Raw genomic sequence first — 19,704 nt, forward strand, 5'->3', positions numbered from 1 at the left:
GGTTTTAAAAAATTAATGATAATCTATTCTAAGTTTATTTAGATTAGGCCGAAATTTTTTACCTTTCTTCAACTCCAAATCATAAATCAATTTTCCTAGGTTCTTCATAAAAGGAAAACAAACCGTATCATATTCATATTTGTTGTCATTATAAATTCCATCCTCATTGCTCTGAATTACTGCAGTTAAGAAATATTCAACCCCGTTCTTAAAATCAACAAAGTAAGAGTTGTCGATAATGAATCCATAGCTGTCTCCATATTTGTTGAAAATGCGGATGCTCTGATCAGGTACGATTTTTTCTCTCCCATAGAAAAGCATTTTGGCATATGTTGGCCAAAATTCATTTGCCTTATATTTTGGAAAGTTACTTTCAGTAGGATACATGCTCATATAAGTGTAAATCAATGTGTAATCATCCTTAGTAAGATTAAATCTTTCGTTTATTGGAAATGCCTCTGGAAATATCAGTTTCTGCATCAACATTTGTTGATCGTTAACGGCAAAGGCATTTTTCCCACCCATATTAAATGGTTTATTAACTAATTTATCAGCACTATCCAAATATCCTTTTCCCATCACCAAATTACTTAAGGATAACTCATATTCTTTTGGATCATATTGTTCAGGCTGATTATAAATTAACTTATCGCCATTAAAGAATTTAATTGGATTGGTATGTTTAGCAGATTCTCCAGCATCGCCAATGGCCAATCGATTTAAAATTCTACTATTATTTAATCCATTTTGCTTTAATTTCTCATTGATTTCCCCTCTTCCAATAAATTCGAATAGCCGATTGAATGCATCATTATCACTAGTTAATAAGATTTTTTTAATATAATGCTCAATTGATGGTAAACCATTTTTTGCACTAGTATCTTTCAAAACTTTAGTTTGACCCTTGTAAGCACTATCTGTTATCATTATGCTTTTTGCCGATAAACCATTAATATTTAAACGATTTACTTTTTCTAACGCAAAAATTACAGCAGCCAATTTTACCGTACTAGCCGGATAAAAATAATGATGTGGATCTAAATTGTAGCTATATGTTTTAAAATGAGCTTTGTTATTTTTATCGCGATTAATCTGCGTGTATAAAATCTGAACCTGGTTTTTATCGGGATGATTAAGTATCGAACTAAAAAGTTCGGGTTTCGATTCTAATAATTTTTTTAGAAATATGGTATTCTTTTTCTGTGCCATAGTGCTGAGGCTCAATAATGAAAAAGTAAAAAATAAAATTTTTCTCATATTTTATAATTGATCCCTAAAGTTAACTTTTTGTGCTAAAATCATCCATTTCCAACATCCATTTTACATCTTCGTTTATTTTACTACTTTTGCATCGCTTTTGGTTTCCGAATTTACACCCGGAATTAAAAGGGAATGCAGTGTAAATCTGTAACTGTCCCGCAGCTGTAAGCTCTATAACGATTTTTCAATCAAATGCCACTTTTCAGTTTCCACTGAATGGGAAGGCGGTAAAAATCGGGAGTAAGTCAGAAGACCTGCCTTTAGCATATATTTCATAGCTTTCGGGGATTGGAGCTAGGAGTGAGGTACTTTACGTTTTCGTATTTTCATTTCCTTTCTATCTGTTGGCTGTGGGTTAAACTCACAATCAAATGAACAAAAAAAGAATTTTAATTGTTGCTGGTCTAGGGCTTGCACAATTAACGATTAGTCAGTTGGCTAACGCTCAAAACCAAGACAGTCTGCAACTTAAAGATGTTGTAATTACTGCTACAAAAAATGATCAAAAACAATCGCAAACGGGCAAAGTAGCTACTATTATTAGTAGAGCAACTTTAGAACGCAGTAACGGAAAATCATTGCCAGAATTAATTAGTGAACAGGCTGGAATAATTGTGGCAGGTTCCAGTAGCAATCCTGGATTAAACAAATCTGTTTTTTTTAGAGGTGCTGGAAGTGCATACGCGGTTGTACTAATCGATGGCATTGTACAAAACGATCCATCGGGCAATGGAGGCGCTTTTGATTTACGGTTATTATCTATCGATCAAATCGATCACATCGAAATTTTACGCGGTGGCCAATCTACAATTTATGGCTCTGATGCAGTTGCTGGTGTAATTAACATCATCACCAAAAAAGGTGGCCCTAAAGGAAATACGATTTATGGTGTTGCGAGTGCAGGGAGTTACGAAACCTACAAAGGAACCATTGGTTTAAATGGTGGAGTAGAAGGGTTCTCTTACAATATTAATTATACCCATGCAAAAACTGATGGCATTTCTGAAGCTGCAAATCCTGTAGGAAATAATACAGCATTTGATAAGGATGGCTTTAAAACGGATGCTTTAAATGCAAATTTTGGTATTAAGCTAGATAACCACTTTTCTATCAATCCTTTTGTTCGTTATTATTACGGAAATTATAGTTTCGATGGTGGCGCCTTTGCAGATGCTAACAATTACTCAATCCTCAAAAATTTTGCAGCTGGTACAAATGCAAAATATGAATTTGCTACAGGAAAAGTGACATTAAATTATAGCTTCGAAAGCACCAGAAATGATGCTCATAGCCAGTATCCAAGTATTAATGAAGGAAGAGTTTCCATTTTGGATTTATTTTACAATCAGAAATTGGGAAATAAATTAGATTTATTAGTCGGTATTGATAACAGAGTAATGAAATTGTCTTCTGCTTCCAATAAACCACAGACAGATATTTTTGCAGCTTATGGTTCACTTTTTTTACACGATTTAAGCATATTCAACTTAGAGGTTGGAGGACGTTATAATAAGCATGAACAATATGGTGAAAACTATACTTATGCTATAACGCCCAGTATAAATATTATAAAGGAGATTAAGCTATTCGGAACTGTTTCAACAGCATTTAAAATCCCGACGCTTAATATGCTTTTTGGTCAATATGGTGCCAATTTAGCTTTAAGACCAGAGAAATCTCAAAATTATGAGGCAGGTGTAAACTTCAGTTTTGCTGATGATAAATTCAGTTTACGCCTTGCAGGTTACAAACGTGATTTAACTGATGCTATTATTTATGCTTACCCAAATGGTTACATTAATCAGGTCAGCCAAAAAACTAAGGGATTTGAAGTAGAGCCAGCAGCAAAATTCGGAAAGTTTAGTTTAAATGGATATTATGCTTATGTAGAGGGTAATGAATTTAATTTTGTAGATAATGCTATTGCCGATTATCTTTTCCGCAGACCAAAACACACATTTGGGCTAACCGCAGGCGTACAGGCTACAAATGATTTATTTATTAGTGCAAACCTTCGTTACTTCGGTACACGAACCGATGGAAACTTTACAACTTACACAGTTGATAATCTGCCAGCATATAAATTATTGAGTGCCTATGCAGAATACGCTCTTGCAAAAAAGCGGGTTAAGCTATTCTTCGATGCTAAGAATATCCTAAATGAAAAATACAATGAAATCATTGGTTACAACAGTTTAGGTTTTAACTTTAATACCGGCGTGATTTTTAATGTCCGATAAGAACAATTAACTTTGTATAAATAATTTAACTAATAAAAATGTCTGATTTAAAATTTAATCCACGCACTTTAATATTGTTGTTAATGATATTAATAATTACGGGTTTCCGTTTATTGGTAACGTTTAATTCCGATGCCTTAAAGTTTGCTAATTTTTCCTCAATTGGAGCAGTAGCTTTATTTGGAGGAGCATATTTTAAAGATAACATCAAAGCATTTGCCTTTCCTTTGTTGAGTTTGTTTTTAAGCGATTTCATTTTAGCAACAACAATCTTTAAAGAATACAGCAATGGCTTTTTATATGAAGGTTGGTATTGGACCTACTTGGCGTTTGCATTAATGGTATTGGTTGGGCGTTTACTATTAAATAAAATCAATGCAGTTAGCTTATTATCCTCAACATTATCAATAGTTTTTATCCATTGGGTAGTAACAGATTTTGGTGTTTGGTTTAAAAACCCATCTTACACACAAGATTTTGCTGGCTTTTGGTTGTGTTTAGAAAGAGCAATTCCATTTGAAATTAGGTTTTTAGAAGGAACTATTATTTATGGGGCAATTCTTTTCGGAGCTTTTGAGATTCTAAAAGCTAAGTTTCCAGCTTTGAAGTTTCAGGCACAACAAGCAGCTTAAATATCTAACGTAAAATTATGAGAATCCTCTTTTGATTCATTTCAATAGGGGATTTTTTTTATATTAGCGTTAATGGCAATCGTATTTTTTAATCGATATTTGCTGTTAAATTTTTTCCTGTAAGTTATTAACAATCAATAATATGAAAGTCGTTTCCTTTCTTCCTGCTGCTACAAAAATGATTTATGATATGGGTTTGCAGGAATATCTGTATGGTGTTACTTTCGAGTGCCCAAAAGAAGCAGCAGAAATGCCTAAAGTTGTTCGCTGCATTTTAGAAGGCAAGAATTACACCAGCGTAGAAATTGATCGAATATTTTCTGCATCAAAAGCTCAGGGTAAAAGCTTATACTGGGTTGATGATGAACTTTTAGAAAGCATTGCCCCTGATGTTATTTTCACTCAAGATATTTGTGAGGTATGTAATATTGATACAGTTTGTACAGAAACTGCTGTATTAAAGCTAATTAAGCAACCAAAATTAGTTCCACTTTCCCCAAATAATCTAAACGATGTATTTGAGTGTGCCATTACTATTGCCAGGGCACTTGGAAAAGGAGAAGTGGCCTTGAATTATTTAGCCGGACTTCAAATAAAGACAGATCGGATTATTGATAAACTAAGGGCAAACCGAGCGCCACTTAAACGAGTGATGTTGATGGAATGGATAGAGCCAATTTACAATTGTGGGCATTGGATTCCGTTTCAGATTGCCGCCGCTGGTGGAGTAGATATGCTTTCTAATCCCGCCGGAGATTCTATAGTAACACAATGGGATAAAATAGTAAAATACAACCCACAAGTTTTGGTAATTGCGCCATGCGGTTTTGATGTTAATAGAAGTATCGAGGAAATGGATTTATTAACCGCAAAAAATGGTTGGAATGATTTAGAAGCAGTAAAAAACAACCAAGTTTACATTGCTGATTTCGATATGTTTACCCAACCAAGTGTAGGTACATTAGTTGAGGGTATTGAAGCTTTGTCTTGTATGTTTCATCCAGAAATCTTTAAAGCTGATGAAAGAATAAGTAAGAAATTCGTTAATTATTCTTCTGTAGGGGTTTTTGGGTAATGAGAAAAATTGTTGTTTTAACTGGTGCTGGCATCAGCGCCGAAAGTGGCTTGAAGACATTTCGCGATTCTGATGGTCTTTGGGAAGGTTACAATGTTTACGATGTAGCAACACCCGAAGCTTGGGAAAGAAACCCCGAATTGGTTCAAGAATTTTACAACGATAGGAGAAGACAGGTTCTTGACGCAAAACCAAATAGGGCACATGAGATTCTAGCTGAACTAGAAGAAGATTTTGATGTAGATATCGTTACCCAAAATATTGATGACCTACATGAAAGAGCAGGATCTACAAAGGTAACCCACTTACACGGCATTATCACAAAATCTCAATCTGATATTAAGTCGAGTCTTATTTATCCAATAAATGGTACTGAAATAAAAATGGGCGAACAATGTGAGTTGGGTTCACAGCTGAGGCCACATGTTGTATGGTTTGGCGAATCGGTTCCAATGATCGAGGTAGCCGCTAAAATTTGTAAACAAGCAGACATATTTGTGCTTATCGGAACTTCACTAGCTGTTTATCCTGCTGCTGGCTTAATCGATTTTGTTTCATCTCATGTTGCAAAATATATCGTTGATCCTCGAACCCCAGATGTCAAACGATATAAAAATGTTATCACAATCGAAAAAAATGCTGTTGATGGTGTAAATATCCTTCAAGAAATTTTATACAATGGGAGCTAAAAGGATCTGCATTTTTAACTGGAGCGGAGGCAAGGATAGCACTTTGGCACTTCATTATGCTTTAAAAGATCCATCTATCGAGATTAGATATCTAGTTACCACGTTAACTGAAAAATATAATCGTGTTTCTATGCATGGTGTGAGAGAAGCATTACTTATCCAGCAAGCAGAAAGTATAGGGATCCCACTATATCAAATTCGCTTAGGGGAAATGCCTGATATGAAAACCTATGACGAAACGATGGGGCATCATCTCCAAAAATTTAAAGCAGGAGGAATTACACATTCTATTTTTGGAGATATCTTTTTAGAAGATCTTCGAACTTATAGAGAAAATAAACTCCATGAAATTGGACTAGAAGCAATATTTCCCTTATGGAAAAAGGATACTAAACTCTTGATTCAGGAATTTTTAAATCTGAACTATAAAACCATCATTGTTTGCACTCAGCAAAACCTCGAAACATTTTGTGGAGAAGTAATCACCAACGATTTAATCGCTAAACTTCCTCTAGATATTGATCCCTGTGGTGAAAATGGAGAATTCCATACTTTTACGTTTCGTGGGCCAATATTTAAGAAAAAAATTCCTTTCGAAGTAGGAGATAAGGTATTTAGAACTTACAGTGCTCCTCAGAAAATTGATAAAATAGATAGCTCACCTTGTTCAAAATCAGACCCATTAGGTTTTTGGTACATCGACTTGATTAATTAATTTTTCCAATTCAAAACATTTTGGCATCATTTTTTCTTTAGTATTGGTAATTAACAAAATCACACATCCCAATGAAACCTGTTTAGTGAGGTTAGGTAGCTAGACATGATTCATATAAATTAAAAATTATGAAAAAGATATTTGTAGTACTCGCATTAAGTTCAGTGATGTTTGCATGTAATAACAAAGCAAAAGAGGAAGCAGCATTGAAACAACAAGAAGCAGAGAAGCAATTAGCGATTAAGGCTGTAAAAGATAGTTTACGTTTAGATAGCTTCAAAAAAGTAGAAATTGTTAAGCAACAACAAGAAGTTGAAGCAAGACATCAGGCTGAGTTAGCTGCAGCTAGAAGATCAAGTGCAAGTTCAACAAGATCATCAACCAGATCTTACGCAAGTTCTGGAGGAAGTTCTAGTTCATACGGTGGAACTCAACCAACTGCAAAGAAAAAAGGTTGGAGTGATGCTGCTAAGGGTACAGTAATTGGTGCCGCAGCAGGTGCTGTTGGTGGTGCATTAATTGACAAGAAAAAAGGTCGTGGAGCTATCATTGGTGGTTTAGCTGGTGCTGGTGGGGGTTATTTAATCGGTAGAGGTGAAGACAGAAAATCAGGACGTGTTCAACCAAAAAACTAATTTAAATTTTAAATATTTACAAAGCGGTTATGTTTCATAGCCGCTTTTTTTGTGCCTAATAAAAATCGTAATATATTAGTTGAAAATAAATCCCATGGTAGAAAATAATAATGCTGCGAAAGGTCAGATCCAACATTTCGTAATGTTTTGGCTAAAACCGCAACTCACAAAAGCTGAAATTGCAAATTTTGCTAATTTTTTTGAAAGTCTTAAGCCTATTAAATACATTAAAACGCTTAGTTATGGCCTAGCTGCAAATACGCCAGTTCGTCCAGTTACTGATAATTCTTTCAGCTATTCGCTTACAATAACATTCAATAATTTAGAAGATCATAATGCTTACCAAGTAGATAAAATGCATTTAGATGCTGTAGAGAAATTTTCAAATAATTGGTATAGAGTTGTTGTTCACGATACTTTAATCTCTTAATTGCCAGTAAAATTAGTTGTACGCAAAAGGTCGGACTCGCTCCGACCTTTATACTTAACAACAAAACAAATAAAAAAATTAACCTTAAAATAATTTTAAAGTGCAGCTAATTCTTCTGCAAAAATATTTTCAGCAACTTGCTCTTGCTTGTAAATCTGTCTACCAGTGTAGGCAATAAACACATTTTTCTCTAAAAGCAAATCGCGGTTTTTAATTAAGCTCTCCAATTTCACGGTTCCAATTACATATTTGTACTCACTTGCAGCATATCGTTCGCTGATGTTATCGAATGCCAATAATGTGATTAAATCTTCATCAGAATAGCGTAGATAAACTTCTAACAAAATATTCTCCGTATGCTTTACTCCATTTTCTGAGTGGTATTTCTTGTACTCATAACGATAATCATAACGTAAGGCTGCAATATCAGAAAGTACTGCTGCACCAGTTGGATGACCACCAGCTCCTTTTCCAAAAAAGAATTGCTTATCGGCGAATGCCGCTTGAACAGTTACTGCATTGTATTCATTTTCAACATTATAAAGAAAATCATCTTTAGCTACCAATTTTGGTAAAACATAAGTAACAATATCTTTTGTGTTTACTTTACGAGCAGTTGGAACCAATTTAATTTTGAAGTTTTTTTCACGGGCATATTTAATATCATGTTGAGAAAGATTCTGAATGCCAATGTTCAAAATTGCATCGGGATTTACGAATAAACCGTAAGCGTGTGCAGTGGCGATAGCCAGCTTATATTTTGGATCGTAACCACCAACATCTAAAATAGGGTCGGTTTCGGCAAAACCCAAATCTTGCGCCTCTTTTAACGCAGAATCATAGCTCTGGTTTTCGTTAAATATTTTTGAGAGAATATAATTCGATGAACCATTAAATATCCCACTTAACGCATGAAAAAGTTCGTTATCATAATATTCCTCTAAATTTCTAATGATTGGAATACTGCCACAAACTGCCCCTTCATACAATAATGAAGTTCCATGTTTCTGCTGCAGATCTACTAACTCTTTCAAATGTGTAGCAATCATTTTCTTATTAGCAGAAACTACATTTTTACCATTCTTTAATGCTGTGGTTACAATGTCATAAGCCGCATCAGCATCGTTAATTAACTCTACAATCGTATTAATTTCCGAATTGTTCAGAATTTCATTTTTATCCGTGGTAAATAAATCCTTATCTAGTGTGCGTTTTTTTTTAGGGTTCTTAATCGCTATTTTAATTATTTCCAAGTTTAGGTTTTGGCTCTGAATAATATCCAATAAACCTTGCCCTACAACTCCGAAACCAAATAATCCTATTTTTAAATTTTTACTCATGTTATGTTATAGTATCAAGTAGCGAGTATCAAGTATCAAGACTGGGTGCTCAAAAGGCATTTCGCCACTACAATTTGTTTTTTATATTATGTTCTTTTAATCTCAAGGCTCCGCTGAACTTTGGTCTTTAATTTTGGGTTTTCCCTTTGGTCTTTCAGCTTAGTCTGTAACCAATTAAGCAGTGTGCTGCAACTTAAAAATCTTCTTATCTCTACTTTCTTTTATAAAAGTGCCGATGATGTTTGTTAGAGCATTTGTTTCAATCAAAAAACCATCATGGCCATATTCAGAATGAATTGCAGCAAATTCAGCGTTTGGAATATGGTCTGCTAAATATTTTTGTTCCGATAATGGAAACAGAAAATCATTTTCGATTCCAATAACCAATGTATTGGCCTTTATTAGCTTCAAGGCATCTGAAATTGATTTACGATTACGACCAACATTATGACTATCCATCGCTTTAGTTAAATAATAATAGCTGTAAGCATTGAAGCGATTTATTAATTTTTCTCCCTGATAATTTTGGTAAGATGATGCTCTGAAATTATCTGTTTTATCGTTTACACTTTCAACTTGAGTATTGCCATAAGCATTATACGTTCTGTAGCTTAAAAGCGCAATACTGCGAGCTGTTTTTAAACCTTTACTTCCTCCATCAGGTTGGTTAGCAAAAAAAGTTCTATCGGTCGTAATTGCTAAACGCTGACTTTCATTAAAAGCAATTCCCCAAGGAGAATGAACCGCATTAGTGGCTACTAAAATTAAGTTCTCAATTTTATTGGGTTCTATAATTCCCCATTCAACTGCTTGTTGGCCTCCAAGTGAACCGCCAATTAAAAGTTTAATTTGATTAACGCTTAAATGATTTGCTAATAATTGATGGGCTGATACAAAATCGCGAATGGTAAACTGCGGAAATGATAAAAAGTAGGGTAAACCATTTACAGGATTTGTGCTTAACGGACTAGTAGTGCCATAATTTGAGCCCAGAACGTTTGCGCAAATTATGAAATGGTCTTGAGGATTAAACAAAGCGTTTTGCCCAAATAAACCTTCCCACCATTCAAAAACATCTGCGTTGGCCGTAAGTGCGTGGCAAACCCAAATTACATTATCTTTTTTGGCGTTCAGCTTTCCATAAGTTTGATAAGCAATTTGCAGGTTGCGAATTTTTTTTCCACTTTCTAGTTTAAATTGTTTAGGATAACTATATACCTCAGCCCCTAAATTAGATTTTGAATTTATATCGTTGTTGCTATTTTGCATCTTGTTTTGTAAAATGAGTTTTAAAAGCCTTTTTCGGAGGTTAATGGTTATGCCTGTAAATTTCCAGCGCTAATGGCTGCAAAAGCCTGCTCAAAATCTGCCTTAATATCATCGATATGCTCTATACCTACCGAAACCCTCAGGGCATTTGGTTTAACACCGGCTGCTAATTGCTCAATTTCGCTTAATTGTTGGTGTGTTGTTGCAGACGGCTGGATGATTAATGTTTTTGCATCTCCAACATTTGCTAAATGAGAAACCAATTTTAAGCTATCAATTACTTGCGATGCATTTTCTTTGGTGCCATTTAGTTCGAACGATAAAACACCCCCAAAACCGTTACTTAAATACTTTTTGGCAAGATTATTATATTTGCTGCTGGCTAAACCAGGATATTGAACCTCTTTAACTAGTGGATGGTTTTCTAGCCAGGTTGCTAGTTCTAAGGCGTTATCTACATGGCGTTGAACACGAAGTGATAAAGTTTCTAAACCTTGCAATAAAAGGAATGAATTGAAGGGCGAAAGGGCAGGACCTAAATCCCTTAAACCCTCAACACGAGCACGAATAATGAACTGGATATTTCCAAACGGACCGCCGATCCCGAAAACATCATTAAAAATTAATCCGTGATAACCTTCTGATGGCTCCGTAAATTGAGGGAATTTTCCATTTCCCCAATTGTAGTTTCCCCCATCAACAATTACGCCGCCAATGCTGGTTCCATGCCCGCCAATCCATTTAGTAGCAGATTCTACAACAATGTTTGCACCATGTTCCAATGGTTTAAATAAATATCCACCAGCACCAAAAGTATTATCTACTATAAAAGGAATATCGTATTTCTTTGCAATGGCGGCAATTTTTTCAAAATCTGGAACACTGAAAGAAGGGTTTCCAATAGTTTCTAAATAGATGGCTTTGGTTTTGTCAGTAATTTTTTGTTCAAATTCCTCGGGTACATCTGGGTTAGCAAAATCAACATGAATGCCCAAACGTTTAAAGGCAACTTTAAATTGGTTATAAGTCCCACCGTAAATATGTGAGGAAGAAACGATGCTATCGCCAGCTTCCAATATATTGTGTAAAGCAATAAATTGTGCCGCTTGACCAGAAGAAACAGCTAAAGCTGCAACTCCGCCCTCCAAAGCTGCGACTCTCTTTTCAAAAACATCTGTTGTCGGATTCATTAAACGGGTATAAATATTCCCGAATTCTTTCAGCGCAAATAAATTAGCGCCATGCTCGGCATTTTTGAATCCGTAAGATGTTGTTTGGTAAATTGGAACTGCTCTAGAACCTGTTGTAGGGTCTATTTCTTGTCCAGCATGTAATTGTAGGGTTTCAAATTTATATGAGGTTGACATAATTTCTAATGATTGGCTGAATGAATGTTTTAATGATTGATTGATTGATTTAAGCGGTTCTGAAAGCAGATACTCCTAAAAATCTAGCAAGAGTCGTATCCCGATTATCGGGACCTTCCAATTTGAAAAAGAAACAAAAGAGGAAGTTTTTAGATTATTGTATGCAACAGCACATAAAGGTAATCGCCTGCCTATCATGCATAAAACAAATAGAAGAATTTGCTATTCTGTTTAAATTCTGCTCGCCTTGCGATTGAAGATTTAATGTATTCATCAGTTTTAATTTATATCTCCAAATAACACCATGTCATTTGAACAGGAATTGGCACCTTCTCTTTCTGAGGGTTGCCAGTGGGTCACGGAGCCAGTCTCTCGCCACTTCTTTATAAATCAATCCGATTAAGATTGACTTTTATTTAGCTATCTGCCAAATAATATTTCAAATATCTAAATTAAATATCAAACAACAAAATTAAATTCTGATTTTTTGTCAACTACTTGTAAATCAATTTTGTAATTTTAATCACTAAAACAAAATAAGTTGAAGTAACCTAAATTTAACATCAAAACTTTATGTTTGTATTACCTATCTAATCAATATGAAAAAAATAAAATCTATTTTTCTGGTATTGCTCATAGCGATTTCAGGATTAAACGCTCAAGCCCAATTCGGCGGATTAAAAGACAAGTTATTAAAAGTTGGAACGGCGCAAGGCGCTAAGGCACTTGGCGTTGATAAATTCTTAAAACAACCAGCCGCAATCACAACCTCGTTTGAAGATGTAAATCGTGAGGGCGAAAAAATGCCAGATTTCAATGCGAGTGCAAAATTTCAACCTTTGTATTTATTGCCGAAAAACCCTGATGGTGGTTATGTTTTGTGTGAGGGTTTTTATGAAATGACGAATAAAAGTTATTGCTTAAAAGCAGGAACATTTGCGCCATCAAAAGGCGATGGGTATATGTTTGCGCCAGTTTTAGGTCCTAAAGAGGAAATTGTTATTTCTGTTTTAAAAAGTGCAGAAAAACATCCAGATGTAGATCAACATGATATTCAGGTTTTGCTCTGGACAATTATTGCCAGAACAAAATTTGCCGATTATGCAGGGACTGTTAAATTAACTGCAATTAAACTCTTAACACCAAAACAGTTGACACAATTGGAAGGTGGCGCATTAGGTATTTTACCGTTCGATGTAATGGAAAAAGCAAAAGACCAATTGCCATCTGGAATTAAAGCTGTTTTCGAAGCAGAAAATAATATTCGCCAATTGGTTTCATCTGGCAATTATACCTATGCGGATATGGAGAAATACGCTATTATTGCGGGAATGGCGCCACCTAGAGCTGATGTACCAAGTGGTATTTGGACAAAACATCCTGATGGGTATTATGTGCGTTATTTTCCATCAGGTTACTCGATTACCAAAGTTCAGGTTTATGTACCAAAGGAATTGTTAGCCAATGGTAATAAACTGATTTATGATGCCGCAGGAGATATTGCTTGCCCTGCAAATACAGGTTCTCAACGATTAGCACAAACCAATGAGCCACTAAATGCAAATTATAAACTTAAATTGGCCACCATTTGTAATCCAAAATAAATTAAGTTAAACTAAGTCGCTAAAGCAAAAAGGCTGATTCAGAAAATGAATCAGCCTTTCATATTTCCAAGACAATTATTTTATACACATTTATCTACTTCAACTAGAGGAGAAGACAGTGTCTCATATTCTGCCTCTGCGGCTTTTAGCACCGCCAAATGAGAAACAAAGTAAGCCAAAGTACTTTCGGCACCTTGATTTCTATTTACACTATTAAACTGTAAACCATCAGCACAACCATGTGTCTCAAAATCGTACAAAGGAATATGTAAACTATTTCTTCCTAGAAACCATTCGTAACTGGTATGCATTAAAGATAGATATTGATCATCTTTAGTAATTTCGAAAGTTTTGGCATACAATAAAACCATTGCCATTGTCTCAATTGCTTGTTGATCGTAAATAGGATTCTTACTATGCTTTTTCATCCAACCATCATTACCAACTGGGTTTAAATATCCATTTTCGAAAGAAAATGTATTTAAAAATTTAATACTTTCCATTGCAATTTGATAAGATTCGGTATTTCCAGTTACCTCGTAATGATGTAAGAGTGCTAAAGGCAGAATTGCATTATCATAGGTTAAAATGTTTTCGAACCAATGCCAATTACCGTCTCTATTTGTTTTATAAGAGTTCATCAAAGATGTTGCAAGCGTATTAATCTCCTTAACTAAAAGCTCATCTCCAGGATGCGCACAAAGATAATATGAAATGCCAATTATCGTATTAGCCCTACCTCTCAAATATTTCAAATCTTTGAAGTGCGACACTGAATGAGAGAAAAGTTCTCTACCAAACTCACGGTATGAGTTGTTTGGCGCAGCGGATATTAAATAACCTAGCGACCAAATTGTTCTACCAAATGAATCTTCTGAACCAACCTCATCTAAATAATTTCTATTAAAGCTTAAGAAGTTTCTAAAATTTCCATCCTCACTTTGCATGTATTGAATGAAACTCAAATAAATAGGCATCAACTTTAATGCTTGCTTATTTTTATCTTGCTCGTAAGCCATTAGCGCCAAAATAAGTGCCCTAGCATTATCATCTATACAATAACCTTCTTTCAAATTAGGTATGCCAAAACGGGCATGTTGGATAATTCCAGTATCATCCGTTAATAATGAAATATGGTTTAGGTTTAACGCTGGCATGCTTTCTACGTCGATAATTGGCGGCGTAACTCGTTTTGGTTTTTCTCCAGCTGTTAAAGCATTATTTAAAACATCAAGATAAACGTTACCAATAGCAGGCCACCTTAACTTTAATCCATATTGATAAGCATTGCGCTTTAAATTTTCGTGTTTGCTTTTATCGCTAAGTAATTCGTTAACAATTGAAGCCAACTGCTTATCGTTTTTAAAATCGAATAATTTACCACGATTTTCTGCTAGCAATTCTTGAGCATGCCAATATGGTGTTGAAACAACAGCAGCACCTGCTCCAATCGCATAAGATAATGTTCCGCTGGTAATCTGCGCCTCATTTAAATATGGTGTAATGTATAAATAACAAGCTGTTAAATATTGATGAAGCTCATTTTCAGAAACAAACTTGTTTACAAATGCGATATTATTTTCTACTCCTAGTTCTTTAGCTAAACTTTTAAGACTGTCGCGATACTCCTCTCCATTATGTTTTACAACTCCAGGATGTGTATTTCCAAGTATAACATACAAAACATCAGGATGTTGTGCAACGATGCTAGGCAAAGCTTTAATTACAGTTTCAAGTCCTTTGTTTCGGCTGATTAATCCAAAGGTAAAAAGCACTTTTCTATCACTGAATAATTTACTTTGAGCAACTTCATTATTTAAAATTGGTTCTAAATCTGGCACGCCATGCTCAATAAGTTTTATTGATGATTGCGGAATTTGATAAATACTGGTTAAGAATAAAACTGCCTTTTTACTCATCACCACAATTTTCGAAGATTTTATTGCTATCTCCTTAATAATAGTTTGTTGCATGAAATTTGGTTCTTTTAAAACCGTATGCAAAATGGTAATGAAAGGTTTTTTTAATCTATTGATTAGCGATAATAGGAATACACCGCTATTTCCTCCGAAAATTCCAAATTCGTGTTCAATAATACAAGTATCAACATCGCTATTGTTTATAAAATCTGCAGCCTCAATGTAATCTTGTTGATTTTGCTGACGGATAATAAACTTAACTTCATTTGGGTAATTATGTTCATGAGGATCATCAGATTCATTCATAGCTACAACAAAGCTATTTTCAGAATCGTAAGCGGGATTTAGACCTAAAGCGTTAACTAAATTTAAATTAAATGTAGCTAACCCACATTCACGTGGTGGGTAAGTGGAGATATAGGCTATTTTCATATGTATTTCAAAAGATTAGATACTTAAATAACATACAATTACCTAAATAGTTTGGGATTCACTCAATTTACACTTTTAAAAGCTAAAACAATACGTTTTAGATGCTTGTTAGTAAGTAAAAATGTAAAACTTTGTTATGAGATCGATTTGGAAAGGTTCAATTGGGTTTGGTTTGGTTAACATTCCTGTCAAATTATTTTCGGGAGTGCAGAATAGTAACCTCGATTTAGATATGCTTGATGAACGCGATCATGCTAAAATTAAGTTTCTTCGTATTAACGAGAATTCACACAAGGAAGTTCCTTATGAAAAAATAGTAAAAGGATATTTTTTGAAAGATAAGTACATCATTCTCGATAAACATGATTTTGAAGAAGCGGCTCCCGAAAAAACCAAAATAATTGAGATAGAAAATTTTGTTGATATCAAGGAAATTAATCCTGTTTATTATGAAACCTCCTATTATACTGAGCCAGAAAAACAGGGTAGAAAAGCTTACACTTTACTATTAAAAGCATTAGAAAAATCTGGAAAAGCTGGTGTTGCCCGTTTCGTGCTTAGAAATACAGAAAACCTTTGCGTCATTCATCCAATGGAAAATGTGATTGTAATCACCAAAATCAGATTTGAGCAAGAAATAAGGAGTTTATCGGAAATTACCAAAGTGGAAGACATTAACATTACTAAGAAAGAAATGGATGTTGGTTTAGCATTGATTAAGCAATACAGTTCTAAATTCGATTTAAGCACTTTTAAAGACGATTATAGTGATGAACTTTTGAAAATAATTAAAGCCAAGGCCAAGGGAATGCGTGCAACTGTTAAGAAAATGAAACCTCAGAAAGCAACAAGTGATGATTTATACGAACAATTGATGCAGAGTTTAGGTTCAAAGAAAGCCTAGTTCTACAAAAACCTATATATTAAACAAATAGCCCATGATTTTAATCATGGGCTATCTGTTTAAAATTGCTAATTTAAAGTATAATTAGATTATCATTATTTAAAAGCAGCTTTTAATTGATCTGCGGTATAAGCTTGAGCTGCCTTAGCTTCAGGTACGGCGATTGTCATTCCAAAAAACTCGTGAGTTACGCCTTCGTAATTTCTGCTATTTACTTTTACACCAGCATCAGATAATTTATTTGCCAACATCGTTCCATCATCATGCAATGGATCAATTTCTGCAGTAATAATTGTAGTTGGTGGCAATCCTTTCAAATTGGCATTTACTAAAGATATTTTTGGATCTTGGGCTTCAATCATGTTATTCAAATATTTTTCAGTAAACCAAGTCATCATTGCTTTGTTCAGGGGTTTAGCCATAGCATACATTTTGTAAGATTCTGTATTCATATCTGCTTGTGCTATTGGATAAACTAAAACCTCATGTATTGGAATCATTATTTTTCTATCTCTAGCCATTATTGATACATTGGCAGCTAAGTTTCCACCAGCACTTTCACCAACAACAGCGATTTTAGCTGGATCAGCCTTTAAACTGGCTGCATTTTTTACAGCCCACTCATAAGCCGCAAAAGCGTCATTATGTGCAGTAGGGAATTTATTTTCTGGCGCTAGTCTGTAAGCTACAGAGATCACAACGGCTCCGACTTGTTCTGCTAAACCTTGTGCTGATGAATTATAAACGTCTAAGTTTGCAATTACAAATCCGCCTCCATGATAATAAACAATTAAAGGAAACGGACCATTACCCGATTTTGGAGTGTAAATTCTTAAGTGAATTTTACCACCACTTACATCAATATCTTTTCCCATCGTATCTACTTTCGATGCCGGAATAGTAATGTTATTTTCTTTCACCAAATCCATCACAGCATCTGTAGGCGTATGATTTTTACGGGCATCAATTGCACTTAAAGACTCAATAGGTCCATCGCCATAGCTTCCCAGTTTTTCTATTACAGTTTGCATTTCTGGTTTAATTGTCTTTCCCCATTCTGGAGCAGGTCCGGCTGGTTTTAGTGCCGTAATAGAAACCGTAGAATCTATTGTTAAAGAATCCGTTGTTTTAGTTCTGGTTTCGCTCGTACATGCAGAAATAGAGATTGCAACTGCACAAACGGCAGAAGAAAGTTTTAATAAATTGGTTTTCATAGGGTTAATTTTTTGTTTTTATAAATGTTGTTTCTATAACGTTATCAATTAGATAAGTGTTTTTAAAGCTTTACAACCGTATAGAATTTTATTAAAGATCAAACATCTTCGACAATTGGGTTGTTCTTAAAAAAACTAATAATTATGTTAACAGAAATAACAGGCTTACCAGATAATATTTTTGGAGTGAGGGCTACCGGAGAAGTTACTAGTGATGATTTGAAAAATGTTTTATTGCCAGGCTTAAAAAGAACGGCTGAACGTTTTGATGAAATAAGGTATTTGTTGGTTTTAGAAACCGATGTAAAAAATTTTACTGCAGGTGCGTGGGTTCAGGATGCTAAGGCTGGGTTACAAAATTTCACCAAGTGGAAAAAAATTGCAGTAGTAAGTCATGAAAAAGGTGTAGAATGGTTTACAGATGTGTTTACAATTGCAACGCCTGGAAGCTCTAAAGGTTTTAAACCTGATGAATTAGAGGAGGCAAAAGCTTGGTTAATAAATGAGGAATAATTATATCGTTATGAAAGATTCAAAAACATCGGCAGAGCAAAGCAAGGCTACAGCACCGAAAAATGAGAAAGCTAAAGGTGCAGATGAAAAGGTAACATCAGCCAAAGATGCAAGCAAGGTAAGTGTTACTAAAGATGCTCCATCAAAACACAACAAACCTTAATTAACATTCTACCAGTTATATGATATTAGCAAATGTTAATATAAATCGTTTTTATGATAAAGCCTATGATTGGGTAATTGATAAGGGTCCATCGATATTACTAGGGATTGGGGTTCTATTTATAGGACTATGGCTTATAAAGCTATTTAGTAGGTGGATTAGGACTGGAATGACAAAAAAGTCTGTTAATCCATCATTGGCTCCATTTCTATGTAGTCTTGTTGTAATTGTTTTAAGAGTTCTATTGATCCTTACCGTTATGCAAATAATTGGTATAAAATTAACTTTCCTAACAGTACTGATTGGTGGAATGGGCGTCGCCGCTGGTCTAGCTTTATCTGGAACACTCCAAAACTTTGCAAGTGGCGTATTGATATTGCTATTAAAGCCTTTTGTTGTTGGCGATAATATTATCGCTCAGGGTCAGGAGGGAACAGTAACATCTATCCAAATTTTTTACACTATTATTAAGACATTCGATAATAGAACTGTTGTTATTCCAAATGGGAAGTTATCAAATGAGGTAATTATAAACATTAGTCGCGAGGGCAGTAGAAGATTAGATATAGAAATAAAGTTTAGTTATGGTATTGAATATGATGAAATAGCGGCTATATTTAACAAAACTGTGGAGGAGTTTAAAGACTGTCTTAAAACTCCAGAACGCAGAATTGGAGTATCAGCTTTAGAAGATAGTGGTTATAAAGTGAGTATGAATGTTTGGGTAAACGCCCATGGATTTACAGATACTAAACTTGCTTTTCAGGAAGAGTTGATGAAAAACCTTAAACAAGGAGGGGTGAAACTTCCAGGAATTGGAGATTAGTTAAAATTGCTTTCTTAAAAGGGCGTAAATTTTATCCATTAATTCATCGATGTTGAAAGGTTTAGCCATAAAATCATCTGCAGAAATTCCATCTAATGTGTAGTTAGAAGAATTGTAACGGGCAGAAATCATTAAAACAGGAATGTGATTAGTAGAATCGGTTTCCTTTAATTCCTTAAGAAGTACTCTGCCATCGAAATCGGGCAGCATGATATCCATTATAACAACATCGGGGCAAAATTCCTGAACATGATTTAAAAAATTGGCACCTTTATTTAAACCAGCTACATTAAAAGCTTCGCTTTCCAAAATAAGCGTAATAACATCTAGAATTGCATGGTTATCTTCTATAACCAAAATGTTTTTCTTTGCCAAGGTTGGGATGATTGTTTAAAATTTGAACAAATATATAATAAAATATAAATCCAAAAACCCAATTTAGCTAATTAGAGTCATTCTAAAAAAAGCTTAATAATT

The 19,704-nt window shown here is 34.6% G+C and carries 19 protein-coding genes and 2 riboswitches; of the genes, 12 read left to right on the plus strand and 7 right to left on the minus strand.

All coding sequences use genetic code 11. The annotated features are described in order from the left end of the window. Positions 1–12: 12 nt before the first annotated feature. Entirely contained in the window at positions 13–1,257 is a 1,245-nt protein-coding gene (locus tag EZ449_RS18040; RefSeq protein ID WP_131561494.1) for a serine hydrolase, read from the minus strand. An 84-nt stretch (positions 1,258–1,341) separates the two neighbouring features. Next, positions 1,342–1,536: riboswitch (cobalamin riboswitch) on the plus strand. Positions 1,537–1,631: 95 nt separating this feature from the next. Here EZ449_RS18040 and EZ449_RS18045 point away from each other — a divergent pair. The 7 genes from EZ449_RS18045 (at position 1,632) to EZ449_RS18075 (ending at position 7,676) form a co-directional block, all read left to right on the plus strand. Beyond that, positions 1,632–3,500: a TonB-dependent receptor plug domain-containing protein gene (locus EZ449_RS18045; RefSeq protein WP_131561497.1), complete on the plus strand. Its 1,869-nt coding sequence runs from the start codon at positions 1,632–1,634 to the stop codon at positions 3,498–3,500. 38 nt (positions 3,501–3,538) lie between these two features. Continuing rightward, positions 3,539–4,132, plus strand: coding sequence for a DUF6580 family putative transport protein (locus EZ449_RS18050; protein WP_131561499.1), 594 nt, complete (start codon positions 3,539–3,541; stop codon positions 4,130–4,132). Between the two features lie 142 nt (positions 4,133–4,274). Next, entirely contained in the window at positions 4,275–5,207 is a 933-nt protein-coding gene (locus EZ449_RS18055) for an ABC transporter substrate-binding protein (RefSeq protein WP_131561501.1), read from the plus strand. Then, positions 5,207–5,896 carry an SIR2 family NAD-dependent protein deacylase gene (locus EZ449_RS18060; protein ID WP_131561503.1) on the plus strand — a complete coding sequence of 230 codons (690 nt, stop codon included), beginning with the start codon at positions 5,207–5,209 and terminating at the stop codon, positions 5,894–5,896. The genes EZ449_RS18055 and EZ449_RS18060 overlap by 1 nt, the downstream gene beginning before the upstream one ends. Then, positions 5,886–6,611 carry a Dph6-related ATP pyrophosphatase gene (locus tag EZ449_RS18065; protein ID WP_131561505.1) on the plus strand — a complete coding sequence of 242 codons (726 nt, stop codon included), beginning with the start codon at positions 5,886–5,888 and terminating at the stop codon, positions 6,609–6,611. Before EZ449_RS18060 ends, EZ449_RS18065 begins: the two co-directional genes overlap by 11 nt. A gap of 128 nt (positions 6,612–6,739) precedes the next feature. After that, entirely contained in the window at positions 6,740–7,246 is a 507-nt protein-coding gene (locus tag EZ449_RS18070; protein ID WP_131561507.1) for a YMGG-like glycine zipper-containing protein, read from the plus strand. Between the two features lie 94 nt (positions 7,247–7,340). Further along, positions 7,341–7,676, plus strand: coding sequence for a Dabb family protein (locus EZ449_RS18075; protein ID WP_131561509.1), 336 nt, complete (start codon positions 7,341–7,343; stop codon positions 7,674–7,676). A gap of 95 nt (positions 7,677–7,771) precedes the next feature. On the opposite strand, the gene EZ449_RS18080 is transcribed toward EZ449_RS18075, so the two are convergent. The 3 genes from EZ449_RS18080 to EZ449_RS18090 all read right to left on the minus strand — a co-directional run bounded on the left by EZ449_RS18080 (position 7,772) and on the right by EZ449_RS18090 (position 11,652). After that, complete coding sequence (locus EZ449_RS18080) at positions 7,772–9,016, minus strand: homoserine dehydrogenase (RefSeq protein ID WP_131561511.1); 1,245 nt, start codon at positions 9,014–9,016, stop codon at positions 7,772–7,774. 174 nt (positions 9,017–9,190) lie between these two features. Then, positions 9,191–10,285 (minus strand): homoserine O-acetyltransferase family protein, encoded by a 1,095-nt coding sequence (locus EZ449_RS18085; RefSeq protein WP_131561513.1) that lies wholly within the window; start codon positions 10,283–10,285, stop codon positions 9,191–9,193. A gap of 47 nt (positions 10,286–10,332) precedes the next feature. After that, the gene (locus EZ449_RS18090) at positions 10,333–11,652 is read right to left on the minus strand and encodes an O-acetylhomoserine aminocarboxypropyltransferase/cysteine synthase family protein (protein WP_131561515.1); all 1,320 of its coding nucleotides are present in this window, start codon (positions 11,650–11,652) and stop codon (positions 10,333–10,335) included. A gap of 281 nt (positions 11,653–11,933) precedes the next feature. Continuing rightward, positions 11,934–12,044: riboswitch (SAM riboswitch) on the minus strand. 207 nt (positions 12,045–12,251) lie between these two features. Between EZ449_RS18090 and EZ449_RS18095 the strand changes: the two genes are divergently transcribed. Then, positions 12,252–13,256: a hypothetical protein gene (locus tag EZ449_RS18095; protein ID WP_131561517.1), complete on the plus strand. Its 1,005-nt coding sequence runs from the start codon at positions 12,252–12,254 to the stop codon at positions 13,254–13,256. An 80-nt stretch (positions 13,257–13,336) separates the two neighbouring features. Here the strand turns inward: EZ449_RS18095 and EZ449_RS18100 are convergent, their stop codons facing one another. Beyond that, complete coding sequence (locus tag EZ449_RS18100; RefSeq protein ID WP_131561519.1) at positions 13,337–15,607, minus strand: glycosyltransferase; 2,271 nt, start codon at positions 15,605–15,607, stop codon at positions 13,337–13,339. Between the two features lie 136 nt (positions 15,608–15,743). Here EZ449_RS18100 and ku point away from each other — a divergent pair, with 136 nt between their 5' ends. Beyond that, entirely contained in the window at positions 15,744–16,511 is a 768-nt protein-coding gene (ku, locus tag EZ449_RS18105; RefSeq protein WP_131561521.1) for a non-homologous end joining protein Ku, read from the plus strand. A 95-nt stretch (positions 16,512–16,606) separates the two neighbouring features. On the opposite strand, the gene EZ449_RS18110 is transcribed toward ku, so the two are convergent. Beyond that, the gene (locus EZ449_RS18110; RefSeq protein WP_131561523.1) at positions 16,607–17,725 is read right to left on the minus strand and encodes an alpha/beta hydrolase; all 1,119 of its coding nucleotides are present in this window, start codon (positions 17,723–17,725) and stop codon (positions 16,607–16,609) included. Between the two features lie 144 nt (positions 17,726–17,869). On the opposite strand from EZ449_RS18110, the gene EZ449_RS18115 reads away from it, so the two are divergent. From EZ449_RS18115 to EZ449_RS18120, 3 genes are read left to right on the plus strand one after another with little or no spacing between them, the layout of a single operon-like run. Continuing rightward, positions 17,870–18,238 carry a SpoIIAA family protein gene (locus tag EZ449_RS18115; protein WP_131561525.1) on the plus strand — a complete coding sequence of 123 codons (369 nt, stop codon included), beginning with the start codon at positions 17,870–17,872 and terminating at the stop codon, positions 18,236–18,238. A gap of 10 nt (positions 18,239–18,248) precedes the next feature. Further along, positions 18,249–18,401: a hypothetical protein gene (locus tag EZ449_RS22725; protein WP_165499804.1), complete on the plus strand. Its 153-nt coding sequence runs from the start codon at positions 18,249–18,251 to the stop codon at positions 18,399–18,401. A 19-nt stretch (positions 18,402–18,420) separates the two neighbouring features. Beyond that, positions 18,421–19,227, plus strand: a complete 807-nt coding sequence (locus EZ449_RS18120) for a mechanosensitive ion channel family protein (RefSeq protein WP_131561528.1) — start codon at positions 18,421–18,423, stop codon at positions 19,225–19,227. Here EZ449_RS18120 and EZ449_RS18125 read toward each other — a convergent pair whose 3' ends face one another. Continuing rightward, complete coding sequence (locus EZ449_RS18125; RefSeq protein ID WP_131561530.1) at positions 19,228–19,602, minus strand: response regulator transcription factor; 375 nt, start codon at positions 19,600–19,602, stop codon at positions 19,228–19,230. Between the last annotated feature and the right edge of the window lie 102 nt (positions 19,603–19,704).

This window comes from Pedobacter frigidisoli (assembly GCF_004331675.1).
Classification (GTDB): domain Bacteria; phylum Bacteroidota; class Bacteroidia; order Sphingobacteriales; family Sphingobacteriaceae; genus Pedobacter; species Pedobacter frigidisoli.